The 15,407-nt window shown below is 53.9% G+C and carries 13 protein-coding genes; 11 read left to right on the forward strand and 2 right to left on the reverse strand.

The features are described from left to right. Nucleotides 1-39: 39 nt before the first annotated feature. Nucleotides 40-1,656: a hypothetical protein gene (locus WCK51_08385; GenBank protein ID MEI7576896.1), complete on the reverse strand. Its 1,617-nt coding sequence runs from the start codon at nt 1,654-1,656 to the stop codon at nt 40-42. 50 nt (nt 1,657-1,706) lie between these two features. On the opposite strand from WCK51_08385, the gene uvrA reads away from it, so the two are divergent. After that, entirely contained in the window at nt 1,707-3,704 is a 1,998-nt protein-coding gene (uvrA, locus tag WCK51_08390; GenBank protein ID MEI7576897.1) for an excinuclease ABC subunit UvrA, read from the forward strand. Next, complete coding sequence (locus WCK51_08395; protein MEI7576898.1) at nt 3,704-4,207, forward strand: hypothetical protein; 504 nt, start codon at nt 3,704-3,706, stop codon at nt 4,205-4,207. The genes uvrA and WCK51_08395 overlap by 1 nt, the downstream gene beginning before the upstream one ends. 5 nt (nt 4,208-4,212) lie before the next feature. Here the strand turns inward: WCK51_08395 and WCK51_08400 are convergent, their stop codons facing one another. Continuing rightward, a complete protein-coding gene (locus tag WCK51_08400) occupies nt 4,213-5,514 on the reverse strand; it encodes a hypothetical protein (GenBank protein MEI7576899.1) in 1,302 nt (433 codons plus the stop codon). A 69-nt stretch (nt 5,515-5,583) separates the two neighbouring features. Between WCK51_08400 and WCK51_08405 the strand changes: the two genes are divergently transcribed. From WCK51_08405 to WCK51_08445, 9 genes are all read left to right on the forward strand, one after another. Continuing rightward, a complete protein-coding gene (locus WCK51_08405; GenBank protein MEI7576900.1) occupies nt 5,584-7,773 on the forward strand; it encodes an ABC transporter ATP-binding protein in 2,190 nt (729 codons plus the stop codon). Between the two features lie 21 nt (nt 7,774-7,794). After that, entirely contained in the window at nt 7,795-8,487 is a 693-nt protein-coding gene (locus WCK51_08410) for an N-acetylmuramoyl-L-alanine amidase (protein MEI7576901.1), read from the forward strand. Nucleotides 8,488-8,499: 12 nt separating this feature from the next. Beyond that, the gene (locus WCK51_08415) at nt 8,500-9,246 is read left to right on the forward strand and encodes a dolichyl-phosphate beta-glucosyltransferase (GenBank protein ID MEI7576902.1); all 747 of its coding nucleotides are present in this window, start codon (nt 8,500-8,502) and stop codon (nt 9,244-9,246) included. Between the two features lie 37 nt (nt 9,247-9,283). Then, nucleotides 9,284-9,862 (forward strand): hypothetical protein, encoded by a 579-nt coding sequence (locus WCK51_08420; protein ID MEI7576903.1) that lies wholly within the window; start codon nt 9,284-9,286, stop codon nt 9,860-9,862. Nucleotides 9,863-9,882: 20 nt separating this feature from the next. Beyond that, complete coding sequence (locus tag WCK51_08425; GenBank protein ID MEI7576904.1) at nt 9,883-10,899, forward strand: TlpA disulfide reductase family protein; 1,017 nt, start codon at nt 9,883-9,885, stop codon at nt 10,897-10,899. A gap of 93 nt (nt 10,900-10,992) precedes the next feature. Then, the gene (locus WCK51_08430; protein MEI7576905.1) at nt 10,993-12,825 is read left to right on the forward strand and encodes an OmpA family protein; all 1,833 of its coding nucleotides are present in this window, start codon (nt 10,993-10,995) and stop codon (nt 12,823-12,825) included. Nucleotide 12,826: 1 nt separating this feature from the next. Beyond that, the gene (locus tag WCK51_08435; GenBank protein MEI7576906.1) at nt 12,827-13,630 is read left to right on the forward strand and encodes a nitrate ABC transporter permease; all 804 of its coding nucleotides are present in this window, start codon (nt 12,827-12,829) and stop codon (nt 13,628-13,630) included. Further along, nucleotides 13,631-14,455, forward strand: a complete 825-nt coding sequence (locus WCK51_08440) for an ATP-binding cassette domain-containing protein (GenBank protein MEI7576907.1) — start codon at nt 13,631-13,633, stop codon at nt 14,453-14,455. It begins immediately after the preceding gene. 96 nt (nt 14,456-14,551) lie between these two features. After that, nucleotides 14,552-15,403, forward strand: a complete 852-nt coding sequence (locus WCK51_08445) for a hypothetical protein (GenBank protein MEI7576908.1) — start codon at nt 14,552-14,554, stop codon at nt 15,401-15,403. Nucleotides 15,404-15,407 lie beyond the last annotated feature (4 nt).

Consider the following 15,407-nt stretch of genomic DNA (forward strand, 5'->3'; position numbering starts at 1 on the left):
AGCATGTAGGTTGGACGCCTAGATTCGGTGAGGGTTTTGTTATTGTCCGGTGGGAACGTAGGCCTTGACTCCAAATGACCCCTTCCAACTCTGGCCCGCGTCTAGCCAGAATTCCCATTTGATGATATTGTGTGCGTTGCTCCCTCTCAGTTTTTCGGAGAACTCTTTGACATCGGCCTTCGGCTCAACCCGACCGAGTGATCCGGTCGCACTCCTCTCAATGAGCACCTTGATCTTCTCGTTTTTCGGGTTCGTGATGCTGAGAGTGTACTGATGGGTGACCAGGTCGAGCTGGGCCACCCCCTGCTTATCCTTGATCGCCCCAACCGACCTATCGGTAATTTCGTCCTCTACGGTGGTTTTGAGTTCTAGAGTCTTCCCGGTTTCGAGAGTTGTCTCGCTATTTCCGGCAACATACTCGAGCTTTCCTTGACCAGTGATTTCTCCAGAATTAAAGATGCTCACATCTCCCGGCGCGATGGGTCGGTTGGTTGGGTTCTTGAACTTGATCACCGAGGCCACCGGGTACCCCTGAAGACCATTCCAGCGGTAGAGCTTTTGGTAGTCAGTTTCGACCTGATAGAGGTACTGGTAGCTGCGAGCGCCTTTACCCAAAGTTACGCCCATAAGGTCGTAATAGAGTTGGTCGCCGAGAATCTCGCTCTCCGAGTTCTTGACGATCAATGTGTTATCGGTGGGGTCGTAGGTTATGAAATCGACGCTGGAAGGAACCAATCCGCTACCAACTTTCAGCGCGGCTTTTGCAGTCTTTGCCTCAGCCATTCCTCCTCCCATTCCGCCACCGGTTCCGCCAAAACCTCCACGATTGCTGTTCCCCATTCCCATCGTCTGGAGCCATTCATCCAGCGACATTCGGGAAGTGAGCGGGTCAATCACTTTGGAAAACGAAACATTTGGGAACCCCGTAATCACTCTGACCCGAGAGTTTTGGATCTCCACCAGGTCATTGACCAATGTGGCCTTTGAGGTGAGTTGGAGCTTGTCTGGCTTGCTGAGGTCGATCGCATAACCCGGCTTCCAAGCCATCCCGTATTCCAGCGAGAGCATATACGCGACCTTAGCCCCACCTGCCGTTTTCACCTTATAGAGCCGGGTCGGTCGATCTACCTGGATCGTGTCGGCAAGCACAATATCTTTGTCCTTTGCCTCCCAGGCAACGATTGAACTCTTTTGAAGAAGCACGACCCCACTCGCGGTTTCGAGACCGACTAGGCTCCCCTTTGTGAGCCGAAGTACTCCCTCATGGGTTGTTCTCACATCTGTCTTCTTGCCGTCGCTCTCGGTTTGAGATAGTGTCGTCAAGGCGAATCGCTTTCCGATGTTTGCGCTCAGAATCTTTTCCGTGGTCTCAAAAGGCACCTTCTGAGATTCAGCAGAGTGCTCGTCATAAGCGGTCACCGACTCGAGCATTCCATCCTTAGTCCAAAACCAAAGGCTCCCTTCGCTTGCCGTTGGCACGTCGACCAGGTTAGCAACCCCGTCCTTCAACGGCAATTCGCGTGTCACGAACGCGTACCCGTTTCGGAACATAGACACCGACACAATGCGGGGCGAAACGATGTCTGGCTTGGACTGAAGAGCGAGTAGGGTTGTCGCGACGGCAATAGAAACCATGACCTTCTTGACGAACCACATCGACATTGGTTTTGGCCGAGTTGTGGTGGTATAGTTTCGTCTACCAGTCTATGTCGCACGAGAAGATTGTTGTTGTGGGTGCTCGGGAGAATAATCTCAAGAATGTTACGGTGGAGATTCCGCGTAACAAGCTGGTGGTGATCACCGGGCTGAGTGGGAGCGGGAAGTCTTCGCTGGCGTTCAACACCATCTACGCCGAGGGGCAGCGACGGTATGTCGAATCGCTTTCGGCGTATGCAAGGCAGTTCTTAGGGCAGTTGGATAAGCCGGATGTTGACCACATCGACGGGCTCTCCCCGGCGATTTCGATTGACCAGAAATCGGCTTCGAAGAATCCACGATCGACCGTCGGCACGGTCACCGAAACCTACGATTACCTCCGTATCCTGTTTGCAAGGGTGGGAATTCCGCACTGCATCAACGGACATGGGCCGATCGAGCGGCAGAGCACCGATCAGATCGTCGACGTCGTCAGGGCTCTGCCCGAGGGAACGAAGCTACAGATCTTGGGACCGGTTGTACGGGGCCGAAAGGGCGAGTATAAGAAGGAACTTGTTGATATTTCTCGCGCTGGCTATGTGCGCGTAAGGGTCGATGGGCGGATGTATGAAGTCACGGACGACATCCCGATGGACCGATACAAGCAGCATACGATTGAGGTTGTTGTCGACCGAATTGTGGTGAAGGAAGGCATCGAGCGGCGACTGACCGACTCGATCGAAGCTGCTCTCAAGATGGGCCAGGGGCTGGTGACTGTTTCGATTCAGCCTGCGGATGGGGCGGTGCTACCGCCGAATGTTCAGGCGATGATTGATCGACAGCCTTTGGACGAAGTTGAGGGTCAGGAAGGGTGGAGTGACTTGCTGTTTAGCGAGGCTTATGCTTGTTCGGTCTGCGGCTATTCGATGCCGGACCTTGAGCCGCGCATGTTCTCATTCAACTCCCCTTATGGAGCATGTCCGGACTGTACTGGTCTGGGAACGAAGACGGAGTTTGACCCGGATTTAGTCGCTCCGGACCACTCGGTTTCGTTGAGAGATGGGGCCATCAAGCCGTTTGTTTACAAGTCCGGCGAAGTGAAGGATTGGTGGCCGGAGATGCTGGACGCGGTCGGCTTGGCGTGCGGATTTGATGCCTCACTCCCAATTTCTCAGATTCCAGCTGAGGGCATGGATGCGGTTTGGAACGGTCTTCCTAAGCCAATTGAGGTGAAGATGAAGTACGGGCGAAGCGAGCGCAAGTTCACGTCCGAGTGGCGCGGCGTTCTGGGATCGCTTAGGAAGCGGTTAGAAGAGACGGAGAGCGAGTGGGTGAAGCAGGACTTGGATCAGTACATGAGTACCAAGCCTTGCCCGACTTGCCTCGGGAGGCGATTGAAGCCAGAATCGCTGCTGGTCAAAGTGGCTGATCATGACATGAGCCAGATTACGAACATGTCGATAGGCGACGCGGTGGCTTTCTTCTCCGGCGTGACTCCGAAGTTGACAAAGCGACAGCTTCTGATCGCCGAGAGAGCCGTAAAGGAAATACTTGAGCGGCTCTCTTTCTTGCTCGACGTGGGGCTTGGTTATTTGACTTTGGATCGCAACGCGCGGACGCTGAGCGGCGGCGAAGCCCAGCGGATTCGGCTGGCAACTCAGATCGGGTCGGGCCTCATGGGCTGCTTGTACGTACTCGATGAGCCTTCGATTGGGTTGCACCAAAGGGATAACCGGAAGCTCATCGAGACCCTGATGCGGCTTCGAAACCTTGGGAATACGGTCCTCGTCGTGGAACACGACGAGGAGACAATGTTAGCCGCAGACCACCTCCTAGAACTCGGTCCAGGAGCGGGAGAGCACGGCGGGTTTGTCGTAGCACAGGGCACAGTCGAGGAGTTCATGAAGGCCTCCTCGTCCACGGCCGACTACCTGTCGGGACGACGCGAAATCGAGATTCCGAAGGTTCGGCGTCAGCCGAGGGTGCCTGAGAAAGCAGTTGTGTTGAAGACCGAAAAGGTGATGAAGAAGTCAGCGTCGAACAGAAAGCCAAAAACGTCCGTTACGTAATGTCAAACATTCCTCCGCAGCAGAACTTCTCAAACTATCCCAGGGCGAGCGAACTGGATGTCGAGCGACTTGAGAATTTGGTTAACGGATATCTCGGTCTCAATAGGCCGTTCTTGATCAATTTTTTGATGCTCATTGGGTTGAACGTTTTGATCAGAGGTACCAACCTTGTTAGCTCGGAAGTGGCAGCACTGGGAATCGTAGCTGCCATTCCCATTGTGCTGTTTTTCCTTGCCCGACCTGAAGTAATGAAGGTAGGAAAAGGTCTTGGATGGAGCGATGCCACGGTGACGGGGTACACAATTCTAATCGCCCTGCTGTTCTGGCTCTGCTTTGGCGGAATCGGGTTCATGGTTGTTCAGGGCAAAGCGATGAATGGGATCAAAGCCTTTGGCTTCCAGGGAGGCTTGTTCTCCACTAACAAGAAAGCACTCCGTGCCTTTGTAGGGACAATGAAAGCTAGATCGACAAATCTAGGCTCTGCGCCGCCGATGAGTCTCTAGACCCTCTACTTCGGCTCAAACTCGAACCAGAAGCCGAAATCGTCGGAGTCTCTTCCGGTGGATCTTGGTCCACCTTCATCCTTGCCATTCACGCCCACACTGTACAAATAGAGCTTGTCTGTTCGCATGGCGATTCCAAGAGATTTGCCGGAGTAGGGGTCGGTGTAGCTGATCCCGGCTTCGGCCGCTGCTTTGGGAACACGGCCATTCGCCTTGCACCAGCGGTAGAGGTTTATCGCTTCCCTGGCAATTTGGGGTCGGATATCGGATTTACGGTTCGCATCAATTCCTTGGCCATAGACAGGCAAGATAATCGAAGTCATGAGGTTTGCCGCGGTTGATGGAATTGACTCCTCGTAGGCGTTCAGCTTCTGGCCCAGATTCTTGGCGTCGTAGTTGGTGCGGATGATTCGGCGATATTCAATCATGTGCCGGGTGAAGGCGGCGAGGCTCCCCTTCATAATGGTGTTGGTAGGATTGCCGCTTCGGCGTGGGTTCTTGGTCCAGGCGGGCATTTGCTCTTCCTCTTCAGTCGTACCTGCGCCTCGCGACGACTTGATGTTTCGCATAAGGGCGAGCCCGAAGTAGTAGTCTCCTCCGAGAGGCTTGAGTAGATCAACCTTCGACCGCGGTTCGGCTAAAACTGCGCGCATTTCTTCGACCATTTGGGGATCACCGTTCGACGCCACAACGCTGTGTAGAGCAACACTATCCGCGATCGCCCTGATTGCGATTCCACAGAGATAAGGGATCATGTGAGATCGTGTTCGATGTGTGTCAGACATCGTGTACAGCGTTCGTAGGCGTTTTTTGACAAATGACACGTTGCCCTTTCTTGCCTCAGCGACTGCTTGAAGTGCCATCACCCTCGCGAGTCGTTTGGCTTGTTCAAGCTCCGGGAAGAGAACATAGTGGCCGATGTCCCAGTCTTTGTTGAGCTTGAGAAGCGGACGTTTCTCAAGTTTCTCAATTATCGGATCGAACTCGGGATACCGCTTCGTGTTCGTAGCTAGGTCTCGGAACTGCCTGTCAACCTCACCTTTTGGCGCCAACTTGGGCCAGCTCTGGATCAGATCCTGATATACAAACTGAGCATTTAACTCGTCCGGAACGACTTCGGGCTCGACCTCTTCTCGGGTCATCGGCAGGCGGTCTGCCTTTGCAAGTGCCATCATCTCATCAAGTCGGGCTGATTCCTGGAAATAGTCAACCTTTCGGGAGACGAGAAACACACCCCCGGCACAGCAAACAATCGGAACCGCGATGAATGCAGCGATAACAGCTTTTCGAGCTCTGTTGTTGGACACGATTAAGATCATTCTACGCGGACGGCTCTGCCAGGTTTGCCGGTAAATCGGGTAAAACCAACCCTTCCCATGAGCGAGCAAGGTGAGCGTATTGTCGTCGAGTCGGACCTGAACTTACAGGGCCGACTCGGCGCAACCACACTGACGCTCGAGAACGGGAAGGCCCGCCGAACCCAGCAAACTCCGGCTGGCGAGGAGTTCATCGCTGAGTATGAAATCAGCGAATTGACGAAGCCTCGGCTGGAGGATTTGGTTGACTCAACTGCACTCATTGCCGAGTATCAAGGGCACTCAGTCGAGCTGATCCGGGCGACAAACCGCAAGAACCTTCCGCTGGCCAACGCCGAAAAGTATCTCAAAGCACTGGTTGAAGGAAAACCTGCACCAGAACTCGACCTGGCCGAACGTGTCTGCCCCAAGTGTGGACGGCCGTTGCCGCAGTACAACAACGTTTGCGAGGCTTGCGTCAACCGCGGCAAGACTCTTCTTAGGCTGTTTGGCTACACCAAGAACTATCGCGGACGGCTGCTGTGGGGAACGCTACTTAGCTTCGCCGCAACGATTCTGGAACTGATCCCGCCGTTCCTGATCATGAACATCTTGGACAACGCGCTTAAGAAGCAAGATTCCAAACTGTTCTGGACACTGATCGTCGCCTTCTTTGTCACCCGAGTTGCTCTGCTTGGAGTTCAGATTGCCCGAGGGCGAAACGTTGGCTACCTCGGCGCAAAAGTCGCGGTCGAAATTCGCAATTCGTTGTTCGAAAAGTTGCAGTCTTTGAGCCTGAACTTCTACGATAAGCGCAACGTCGGCTCGCTGATGTCGCGCATGACCAACGATACAGGAGCGCTCTACGACGTACTCGTGGATGGCATACCCGTCCTTCTGAACCAGTTGCTCCTGATCATCACGATTCCCATCGCAATGATGAGCATCAACTGGAAGATTGGTCTATACGCCCTTGCTCCCGTGCCGTTAGTCATCATTGCGGTTCACCTTTTCAGAAAGAAGATGAACCGAGTTTGGAGCCGCTACTGGCACCAGTGGTCCCGTACGGGTTCGACCCTCAACGGAATCTTGCAGGGGACCCGAGTGGTCAAAGCGTTCTTCGGTGAGGACCGCGAGGTCAAGCGATTTAATCGCCGAATCACCGATCTGGCAGACAGCGGTTATGTAGCAGAAACGAGCTGGGCAACCTTCTTCCCATTCGTTATGTTCGCGATGTTTCTCGGGCTGATCACGGTTTGGGCAGTTGGCGGAAACGCGGTGCTGGTGGGTGCACTTACTGTTGGTCAGCTAGTCGCACTCATCACCCAAGTTCAAAGGCTGAACGATCCACTCTCGAACCTTCAGCGGATTATTGACTGGTCTACGCGGGCGCTTACTGCCGCAGAAAGAGTCTTTGAAATCATGGATACTCCGGTGGATATCAAGGACACCGAGGATACGGTTCCTATGCCGGCCATGAAGGGCGCGGTGACGCTCAAAGACGTTCACTTCGGCTACGACAAACTGCGAACGATTCTTCACGGTGTCGATCTCGAAGTCAAAGCAGGTGAGATGATCGGAATTGTCGGTCACTCAGGTTCTGGAAAGACCACGCTCATCAACATGATTCTGAGGTTCTATGACCCCACCCAGGGCCATGTGATCATAGACGGGGTTGATATCACCAAGATCAAATTGGAAGACTTCCGGCGACAAGTCGGCGTCGTGCTCCAAGAGAGCTACTTGTTCCCAGGTTCGGTTGGGCACAACATCAGCTACGGCAAACCCGGGGCATCCCAAAAGGAGATCATGGAAGCGGCGAAGGCCGCCAACGCCCACGACTTCATCTGCAAGTTCCCCGACGGCTACGACACCTACGTCGGCGAACGCGGCCAACGACTCAGCGGTGGTGAACGGCAGCGGATCTCCATCGCCCGCGCAATCCTTCATAATCCGAAGATCCTGATTCTGGATGAAGCAACCGCCAGCGTCGATACTGAGACGGAGCGAATGATCCAAGAGGCGATCGAAAACCTTGTTGACGGACGAACTGTGTTCGCGATCGCCCACCGGCTTTCGACTCTCCGAAATGCGGATCGTCTGGTCGTCATGGACGAGGGCCGCGTTGCCGAAGTCGGAACGCACGAGGAACTTCTTGCCAAGGAAGACGGTATCTATCGCAAGCTCGTCGACATGCAAAGCGAGATTAGCAAGATGCAGGCGAACGTGATCGGTGCCGAAGACTCTGAGCCGGAAGAAGTCACCGCATAGCCTGAAGTTGGAGGTCGAAAGTTGGAAGTCATTCGTCGCTGCTTTGTTTCGCTCCTAGCACTGCCAGTCGCGATGATGGCTAACGCGCAAACCATCTGCATCGACCCTGGACACCCCAGCGAAGTCGGACGCGGGACTGCAGGTAAGAAAATCAGCGAGATGACCGCAGCGTGGAAAGTTGCCAAGCTCCTGGAGCAGAAACTGAAAAAAGCTGAGTTCAAGGTCGTTCTGACCAAAGCGAAAGAAGGTCAGTTCGTGAAGAACAAGGATCGTGCGGCAGTGGCCAACAAGGTACAAGCAGATATCATGGTGAGGCTCCATTGCGACGCAAATGAGGGCGGCGGATTTGCCGTGTACGTCCCGATGAAGAAAGGAACTTCGGGCGGAAAGACTGGCCCTTCGCAGGCGATTATTGATGCTTCAACCGAGAAGGGCAAGCTGTTTCACGCCGAACTCAGCAAGCACCTGGCGAAACACCTCAAAGATAACGGGCTGATGGGCGACGTCAAGACCAGAGTCGGGGCAAAGCAGGGCGCGCTCACTGGTTCAATCTTCAGCGAAGTGCCGGTTGTTTTGGTCGAAATGTGTTGCTTGACAAATGCCAAAGACGAATCCTTCATTGCCAGCCAGAAGGGTCAGGAAGTGATGGCCGAAGCCTTGTTCCAAGCCACGAAGGCTGCTCTAGCGGGAACCAAAAAAGTGGCTAGGTTGTAAACTACTTTCGCTTTGTCCGATCGCGTCGCCTTAGAAGTCATTATTCCTGCATACAACGAGGAAGAAAGACTTGGTCGTACCCTCGCTCGGATTGCCGAATACTACGATTCGCAGGACTATACGTGGCGATGCGCAGTCGTGAACGATGGCTCGAAAGACGGAACTGCCGACATTGTCCATGGTGTTGCAGCGGCAGATCCACGCTTTAGGCTTCTAGAATACGGTGGGAATCGGGGCAAGGGTTTTGCGGTGCGGTATGGCATCCTTCGGGCAAACGCAGACAGGGTCTTGTTCTGCGACGCCGATCTTGCAACCCCGCAAGAGGAAACAGAGAAGCTGTTAAAGGCCATGGACGAAGGGGCACCAATCGCAATCGGTTCTCGTCCACTGAAGGATTCTGCGCTCGAAGTTCGTCAGCCGTGGTACCGCGAGCAGCTTGGCCGCGCGTTCAATCGAGCCGTGCAATTGCTCTGCATTAAAGGCATTGATGACACCCAGTGTGGCTTTAAAATGTTCACAGCCGCCGCTGCAGAGGATGTCTTCAAGCGTTGTAAACTCGACGGATTCGGGTTCGATTTCGAGGCGATGATGATTGCACGAGATTTAGGCTACGACATCGCCGAGGTGCCCATCCGTTGGCGACATCAAGAGGGGTCCAAGGTGGTCCTGATGAGGGATGGACCAAGAATGCTTCGAGATCTGGTAAAGCTAAGATTGCAAGGCAAATCAGGAAGACTTGAACTTAACTCAGAAAAGTAGTTGCGTTAGGGCAACGAAACGCGCAAAATGAACAGCAATGTCATTGCTCGCACAGCGGCTCACTCAGCGCGTTTTTACGATCAAACGATCCCTACTCAAACTGATCGGGGCGGAGTACTTCGTTTACGATGAAGCCAACAACCTCATGTTCCTGGCTCACCAAGAGGGGTTCAAGTGGAAGCTCGCGATTGACGTTTACGCCGATCAGGCAAAGACCCAGTCGTTGATGTCGATTCGCGCTCGGCAAATTGTCGATTTCTCAGCCGCCTACGACATCTGGGATAACACAACGAATCAGGGCATCGGAATCCTCCAGCGAAAGGGTTGGAGTTCAATGGTTCGCGATGAATGGATCATCTGCGACCCAAGCGGGGTTCAGATCGCGACGCTGATCGAGGACTCGATGCTGCTGAGTATGTTGCGGCGACTCGCCGATGGCCTGATTCCGCAGAACTATGACATTCTCATCAACGGCCAACGAGTCGTTGACCTTCGTCAAAACTTTAACCCATTCAGCTACCATCTCCGCTGTGAAATTCAGGGGATGATCGACAATCGCCTGGTTTTGGCATCAGCGATTCTGCTTGCGGCAGTCGAAGGTAAACAACGAGGCTAAATCTGCGTCATAGTGATTATATGAAGGCTCTCGCTTCTCTGGTGTTGTTGGGAGCCTTTTGTGTTTCGCCCGCACAGAAGGAGTTTGACGCGAGGGTTGAGCCGCTTATGGTTCGTCTACGAGCGAGCGTGACGAACTTTGATCTGATGATGAATCAGATCACGACTCAGAAGCAGGCGGAGAACACGTACAAGCAGTACCTCGCATCCCTGAAGCTAATTGCGGAAGACGCCGGGATGTTTGAGTCGAACGCAAAGGACAAAGGAACAAAGTGTCGGCTATCGATGGTGTATTTCCAGACGATGGCGAATTATCTGAACGATTTTACGCAGATCGAAAAGATCGCGGCGAACCTGATTGAGAAGTATCGCGACTCGGAGGCACTCTGCGAGCCGATCGAGCAATCGGTCTTTGTTCAGTATCTGGGGATTGATCGGTATAGGAAACTCGAATCTGTATTGCTCAAATCCAAGAATCCCGAGGTGCTTGCCTCCACAGCGTTAGCGAAAGAACTTTTGGCGTTTGCCGACGAGAAAGGTGACCTAAACCGGCTGCGAGCGATCTCAGTAACTCACGCAAAAACGAAGGCAGGTGCGAGAGCAAAACGAGTTTACGACCTGCGGACCAAGTTCATTCTCAGCCAGCCAGCGCCCGCGTACGAGTTCGCGCTCAGTGACGGAAAAAAGATCAATCTGGCGAACCTGAAAGGGAAGATCACGATTATCCACTTCTGGGGATTCTGGTGCGGAGAGGAGATCAACAACTACCGTGACCTGGTCCTTAAGAACGCAAATCTGGTCCAAGTGATGGGAATCAACACCGATGCTTGGAACATCACTTACACGCAAGCGCGGATCAAAGATCGGCAGTATTGGTGGCCCAACCACTTCGCCGGTGGACTCACAAGTAACGTCCCTATGGATTTTGGAATCCTGAGCTACCCCGCCACGATCATTATCGATGCTGATGGCATCGTTCGATCAGTACCCGGAGTGGGGAACTGGCGTGAGACGATGGATAAGTTATTAGGAAACTAAGCACGAAATCGCACCCAATTGCCCCCCAATTTAGTATAAATTTGTGTCTGTAGTTTTCGTGCTTTGCGCGGAGGCTCGAAGGGCAACGTAAAAGTGAAACTGAAACCTGCTGGAAAAGTCGCCATTCTTCTCGTCCTTGGTGGAGTCCTGTTTGGGGGATGGAAGGCCCTCAGCGGAGGCGGTGGTCTTTCGGGGTTGATCCCGGGAGCCGCCATCAAGGAGAGTGCGGTGCCCATAAAAGCCGATCTTCCGACATTTAACGGAGCACCGACGGCATCAAGTGTAGCAAACATGACTCTACCAACGACTCGCGAGGCGGGCGGTGGAGATCAGATGCGGTGGCTCTTGTGGGCTTGGAACGCTCAGATGGGTCTGATGTTTGCCAACGGTGGACCAAACACCACTCAGGGAAGCCTGATGAACGCGAACGGAGTCAACCTGAACCTGTCGCGTCAAGACGATGCGATGAAGATGCAGGAGGCCCTCGTCGCGTTCGCGACCGAGCTCAGCCAAGGCAACCCTCAGCCCAAGCGGGGCGCGCATTTCGTCAGCATTATGGGCGACGGTTCGGCCGCGTTCCTTGCAGGCTTAAACGATACTCTCAAGAAGATTGGCCCTGAGTACACGGCGAAGATCGTCGGCACCGCTGGCTTCTCTCGCGGTGAGGACAAGTTCATGGGACCGAGAGATTGGAAGCAGAATCCGGCGGCATCCAAAGGCGGCGTAGTTGCTGGTTACCTTCGAGATGGCGACTGGAACATCGCGCTCAAGTGGCTCGGTGACAACGGCCTCAAGAACAACCCTGACGAAAAGACTTACGATCCTGACGCCCTCAACTGGGTTGCTGCGAACGACTACATGGATGCGACGGAAAAGTATATTGCGGGTTACACCGAGACAAGGGACGTTGTCCGCAACGGCAAGAAGACCGGCGAAAAGCGGCAGATCAAAGTCGATGGCGTCGTCACCTGGACTCCCGGCGATGTTGCGGTTGCCTCCAAGAAAGGTGGAGTGGTGAGCATCGTCTCGACGAAGGAATACTCGGCTCAGATGCCATGCGTGATCATCGGAATTGACAAGTGGTGCCGACAAAACAGCGACAAGGTCGAAGGCATGCTCAAAGCCATCTTTGATGGCGGAGACGCCGTGCGATCCTCTTCGGCCGCTCTGCGCAAGGGCGCCGAGATCAGCCAGCAGGTGTACCAAGAAAAGAGTGCCGATGCCAGTTACTGGGAGAGGTACTACAAGGGAACGGTTGAAAATGACGCTACGGGTCAGCCGATTGAACTCGGCGGTTCGGCGGTGAACAACCTTGCCGACAACCTTCTCCTGTTCGGCGAAGTTCCAGGGTCGGCAAACGTTTTCCGAGCAGTCTACGACACCTTCGGGAAACTTGTCGTTTCGCAGTACCCCGAGGTGATCAGTAGCTATCCAGCCTACGACTCCATCGTAGACCTCACCTACCTTAAGAATGTGGTGAAACAGACGGGAATCAACGTTGCTTCTGTTAAGGGAACGAATGCAGGAACGGCGCCGGTGGTGGATAAGAGCAGAGCGTCAACGGCCAGTACCATCAGTAAACGGAACTGGGATATCAAGTTCGAATCTGGGCGAGCCGCCTTCACTGGCTCAGCTCCGTCTGAACTGAGCAAGTTGATAAAAGACCTCCTTGTTGCCGGAAACACGTTCGTCGAGATCCACGGTCATACCGACAACGTCGGCAATCCAAACTCGAACATGGCACTTTCCGAATCACGAGCCTTCGCGGTCAAGCAGTGGCTAGAGAAGCAGGCGCCGAGGCAATTCCCGGCGGGGCGCATCACGGTCATTGCTCACGGACAAACCCAGCCTCTAGCTCCAAACAACACTCCTCAAGGCAAGGCAATGAACCGCCGCGTCGAGATCAAGATCAAGGCGAGCAACTGAGATGGCGCAGGCTAAATCGGGAGGACTGCTTGACGCATTCCTCCCGAACCGCTCGATCTCGCGAACGACCTTAATTACGATTGTCGTCATCCAAATCGCTCTGTTTCTTCTGATTTGGATCACTTCACCTTTCAAGGTTCTGCCAAAGCCTGGCGAAGTAGCCTCGGCTTTCTCAAACCTTTGGAATACGAGGGGGCTTGGTAAGGAGCTTCTGACGAGCATCGGCCTGAACTTTAAGGCTGTGATGATCTCGTCGGCGATCTGCTTGGTTCTTGCTTACTTCACGGTCATTCCGTTCTTCCGACCGATCGTAAGCGCGCTTAGTAAGGCTCGGTTTCTGAGTTTGATCGGCTTCTCGCTGGTGTTCACCTTAACGCTTGGTGGCGGACCCGCGCTTAAGCTGAGCCTGCTCGTCTTTGGTATGTCGGTCTTCTTTCTAACTTCCATGGCGTCAGTGGTGAGCGCGATCCCAAAGGCAGAGTTCGACCACGCACGAACGCTAAGAATGCCGGAGTGGAAGGTCGTTTGGGAAGTTGTTGTGCTCGGCACGTTCGATCAAGCGTTTGAAGTGATGCGACAGAATGCTGCTATTGGCTGGATGATGCTCACAATGGTTGAGGGTATCGCCCGCGCCGAAGGCGGGATCGGAATCTTGTTGGAAAGTGAGAAGCGGTTCTTTCACATCGATGGAGTTTTTGCGATTCAGATCACGATCTTAGTGGTTGGGCTTTTCCAAGACTATCTCATCGGCTTTGTCCGAAACCTCCTCTGCCCCTACTCCAACCTGAGCTTGGAGCGAAAATAGATGAGCTTTGAACATGAACTCAAGGAGACAGTTCTCAAGGTCGAGGGCGTCAACCTCGAACTCGGCGGACGCCAAATACTCCGCGATGTCCACGCTGAAATCAAGAACATTCACCGACCAGGGATGCAGCAAGGGCAAGTTGTTGGATTACTCGGTCCGTCGGGAATGGGCAAGACCCAGCTGTTTAGAATTCTCGCCGGACTGAACCACCCCGACAGCGGATCGGTGAAGGTCACAGAAAACGGTATCGACGTGAAAGCAGGAATGGTCGGGGTTGTTGCCCAGCAGTATCCGCTGTTCCGTCACCGGACGGTAATCGGGAACCTCGTCATCGCGGGCCGTCAGGCGGGTCTGTCTTCGGAAGAATCGTCGAGCAAAGGAAAGGAGCTTCTTACCCGTTTCGGACTGGCTGAGCACGGCGATAAATATCCGGCTCAACTTTCGGGTGGAATGCGCCAACGCGTCGCAATCGCCCAGCAGTTCATGTGCAGCGACTATTTCTTGTTGATGGACGAGCCGTTCAGTGGCCTCGATCCGCTTGCACTGGACGAGATGTGCGACTTCATCTGCGAAATGGCGCGAACGGACGAGTTAAAAACCTTCATCGTCGTCACCCACGATATTGAGGCGGCGATCACCGTTTGCGACACGCTGTGGCTACTGGGCCGAGAGCGCGACGCAGATGGCAAACCCATCCCTGGTGCGAACATCAAACACACGATTGATCTCATTGGTCGTGGACTCGCCTGGCGCAAAGATATCCGAGAACAGCCTCAGTTCCAGTTGCTGGTGAACGAGATTCGCGACCTCTTCCGAACTCTGTAGGGGATAATACTGAACATCGATCCTTCGCAACCAACATACAAAAGTGTTCGCAACCGCCTCGCCGCAGCGGCGAGCGAGAACTTCAACCTGGTCGGGTTGGCGGGGTTTGTGGCGGCTTCGGCGGCACTTTTGAACCCGATTCCCCTTCTTGTCGGACTCGTTGCCGAGGCGGCCTATTTGCTTTTTGTTCCAGATTCCAAGTGGTACGAGAACCGGATGAAGTCGAAGTTCGACGAGGAAGTCAGAGCCCGACTGCGCGAACTGAAGAACCAAGTCTTCCCGCAGGTTCATCCGGATATTCGGGAGCGTTTTGTTCGGCTCGAATCCGCCCGAGACCAGATCGGTCAGCAATCGCGAAGCGAAGAAAAGTGGTTTCGGGAAGCCCTACGCAAACTCGATTTCTTGATGGAGAAATACCTCCATTTTGCCCTCAAAGAAGCACAGTTCATGCGCTACCTCGTCAGCTTGATCGACGAGGTTTACGACCAGCTCACGCGTGAAGAGAAGAGCGCACTGGACCAAATTTCTGAACGAGAAACCCGGAAGCAAAAGAATCCCGGCGATCTCTTTATCCCCAAGCCCAGTGAGGATTGGAGTTCCACGGTTGCAAAGGTGTTGGCAAGCTTTTACGATCGCGAAATTGGAGAAATTCAGGATCGTGTGAACGGTGAGCAAGTAGTTGCCACAAAGGCGATTCTTGAGAAGCGAGTGCAGGTTCTGGGAAGACGGCGAGAGTTTGTGGATCGAATTGGGCAAATTCTAACAAACCTCCGCCACCAGATGGAGTTGATGTCGGACGCCTTTGGCCTCATCAACGACGAAATCCGGGCACGTTCGCCGGAGCAGGTGCTGGCGGATATTGATGAGGTAGTCATCCAAACCAACTCGCTCACGGAGGCGATCGAGGCAGTGACCCCCATGGAAGAGCTCGTGGGTACGATTGGGTAAGCAA

This window comes from Armatimonadota bacterium, from assembly GCA_037138755.1.
Lineage (GTDB): Bacteria > Armatimonadota > Fimbriimonadia > Fimbriimonadales > Fimbriimonadaceae > Fimbriimonas.

Excerpts from the sequence above, each read along its gene's own strand:
- WCK51_08385 (MEI7576896.1), bottom strand. The coding sequence starts at position 1,656 with ATGTGGTTCGTCAAGAAGGTCATGGTTTCTATTGCCGTCGCGACAACC.
- uvrA (MEI7576897.1), top strand. The coding sequence starts at position 1,707 with ATGTCGCACGAGAAGATTGTTGTTGTGGGTGCTCGGGAGAATAATCTC.
- WCK51_08395 (MEI7576898.1), top strand. The coding sequence starts at position 3,704 with ATGTCAAACATTCCTCCGCAGCAGAACTTCTCAAACTATCCCAGGGCG.
- WCK51_08405 (MEI7576900.1), top strand. The coding sequence starts at position 5,584 with ATGAGCGAGCAAGGTGAGCGTATTGTCGTCGAGTCGGACCTGAACTTA.
- WCK51_08420 (MEI7576903.1), top strand. The coding sequence starts at position 9,284 with ATGTCATTGCTCGCACAGCGGCTCACTCAGCGCGTTTTTACGATCAAA.
- WCK51_08425 (MEI7576904.1), top strand. The coding sequence starts at position 9,883 with ATGAAGGCTCTCGCTTCTCTGGTGTTGTTGGGAGCCTTTTGTGTTTCG.
- WCK51_08435 (MEI7576906.1), top strand. The coding sequence starts at position 12,827 with ATGGCGCAGGCTAAATCGGGAGGACTGCTTGACGCATTCCTCCCGAAC.
- WCK51_08440 (MEI7576907.1), top strand. The coding sequence starts at position 13,631 with ATGAGCTTTGAACATGAACTCAAGGAGACAGTTCTCAAGGTCGAGGGC.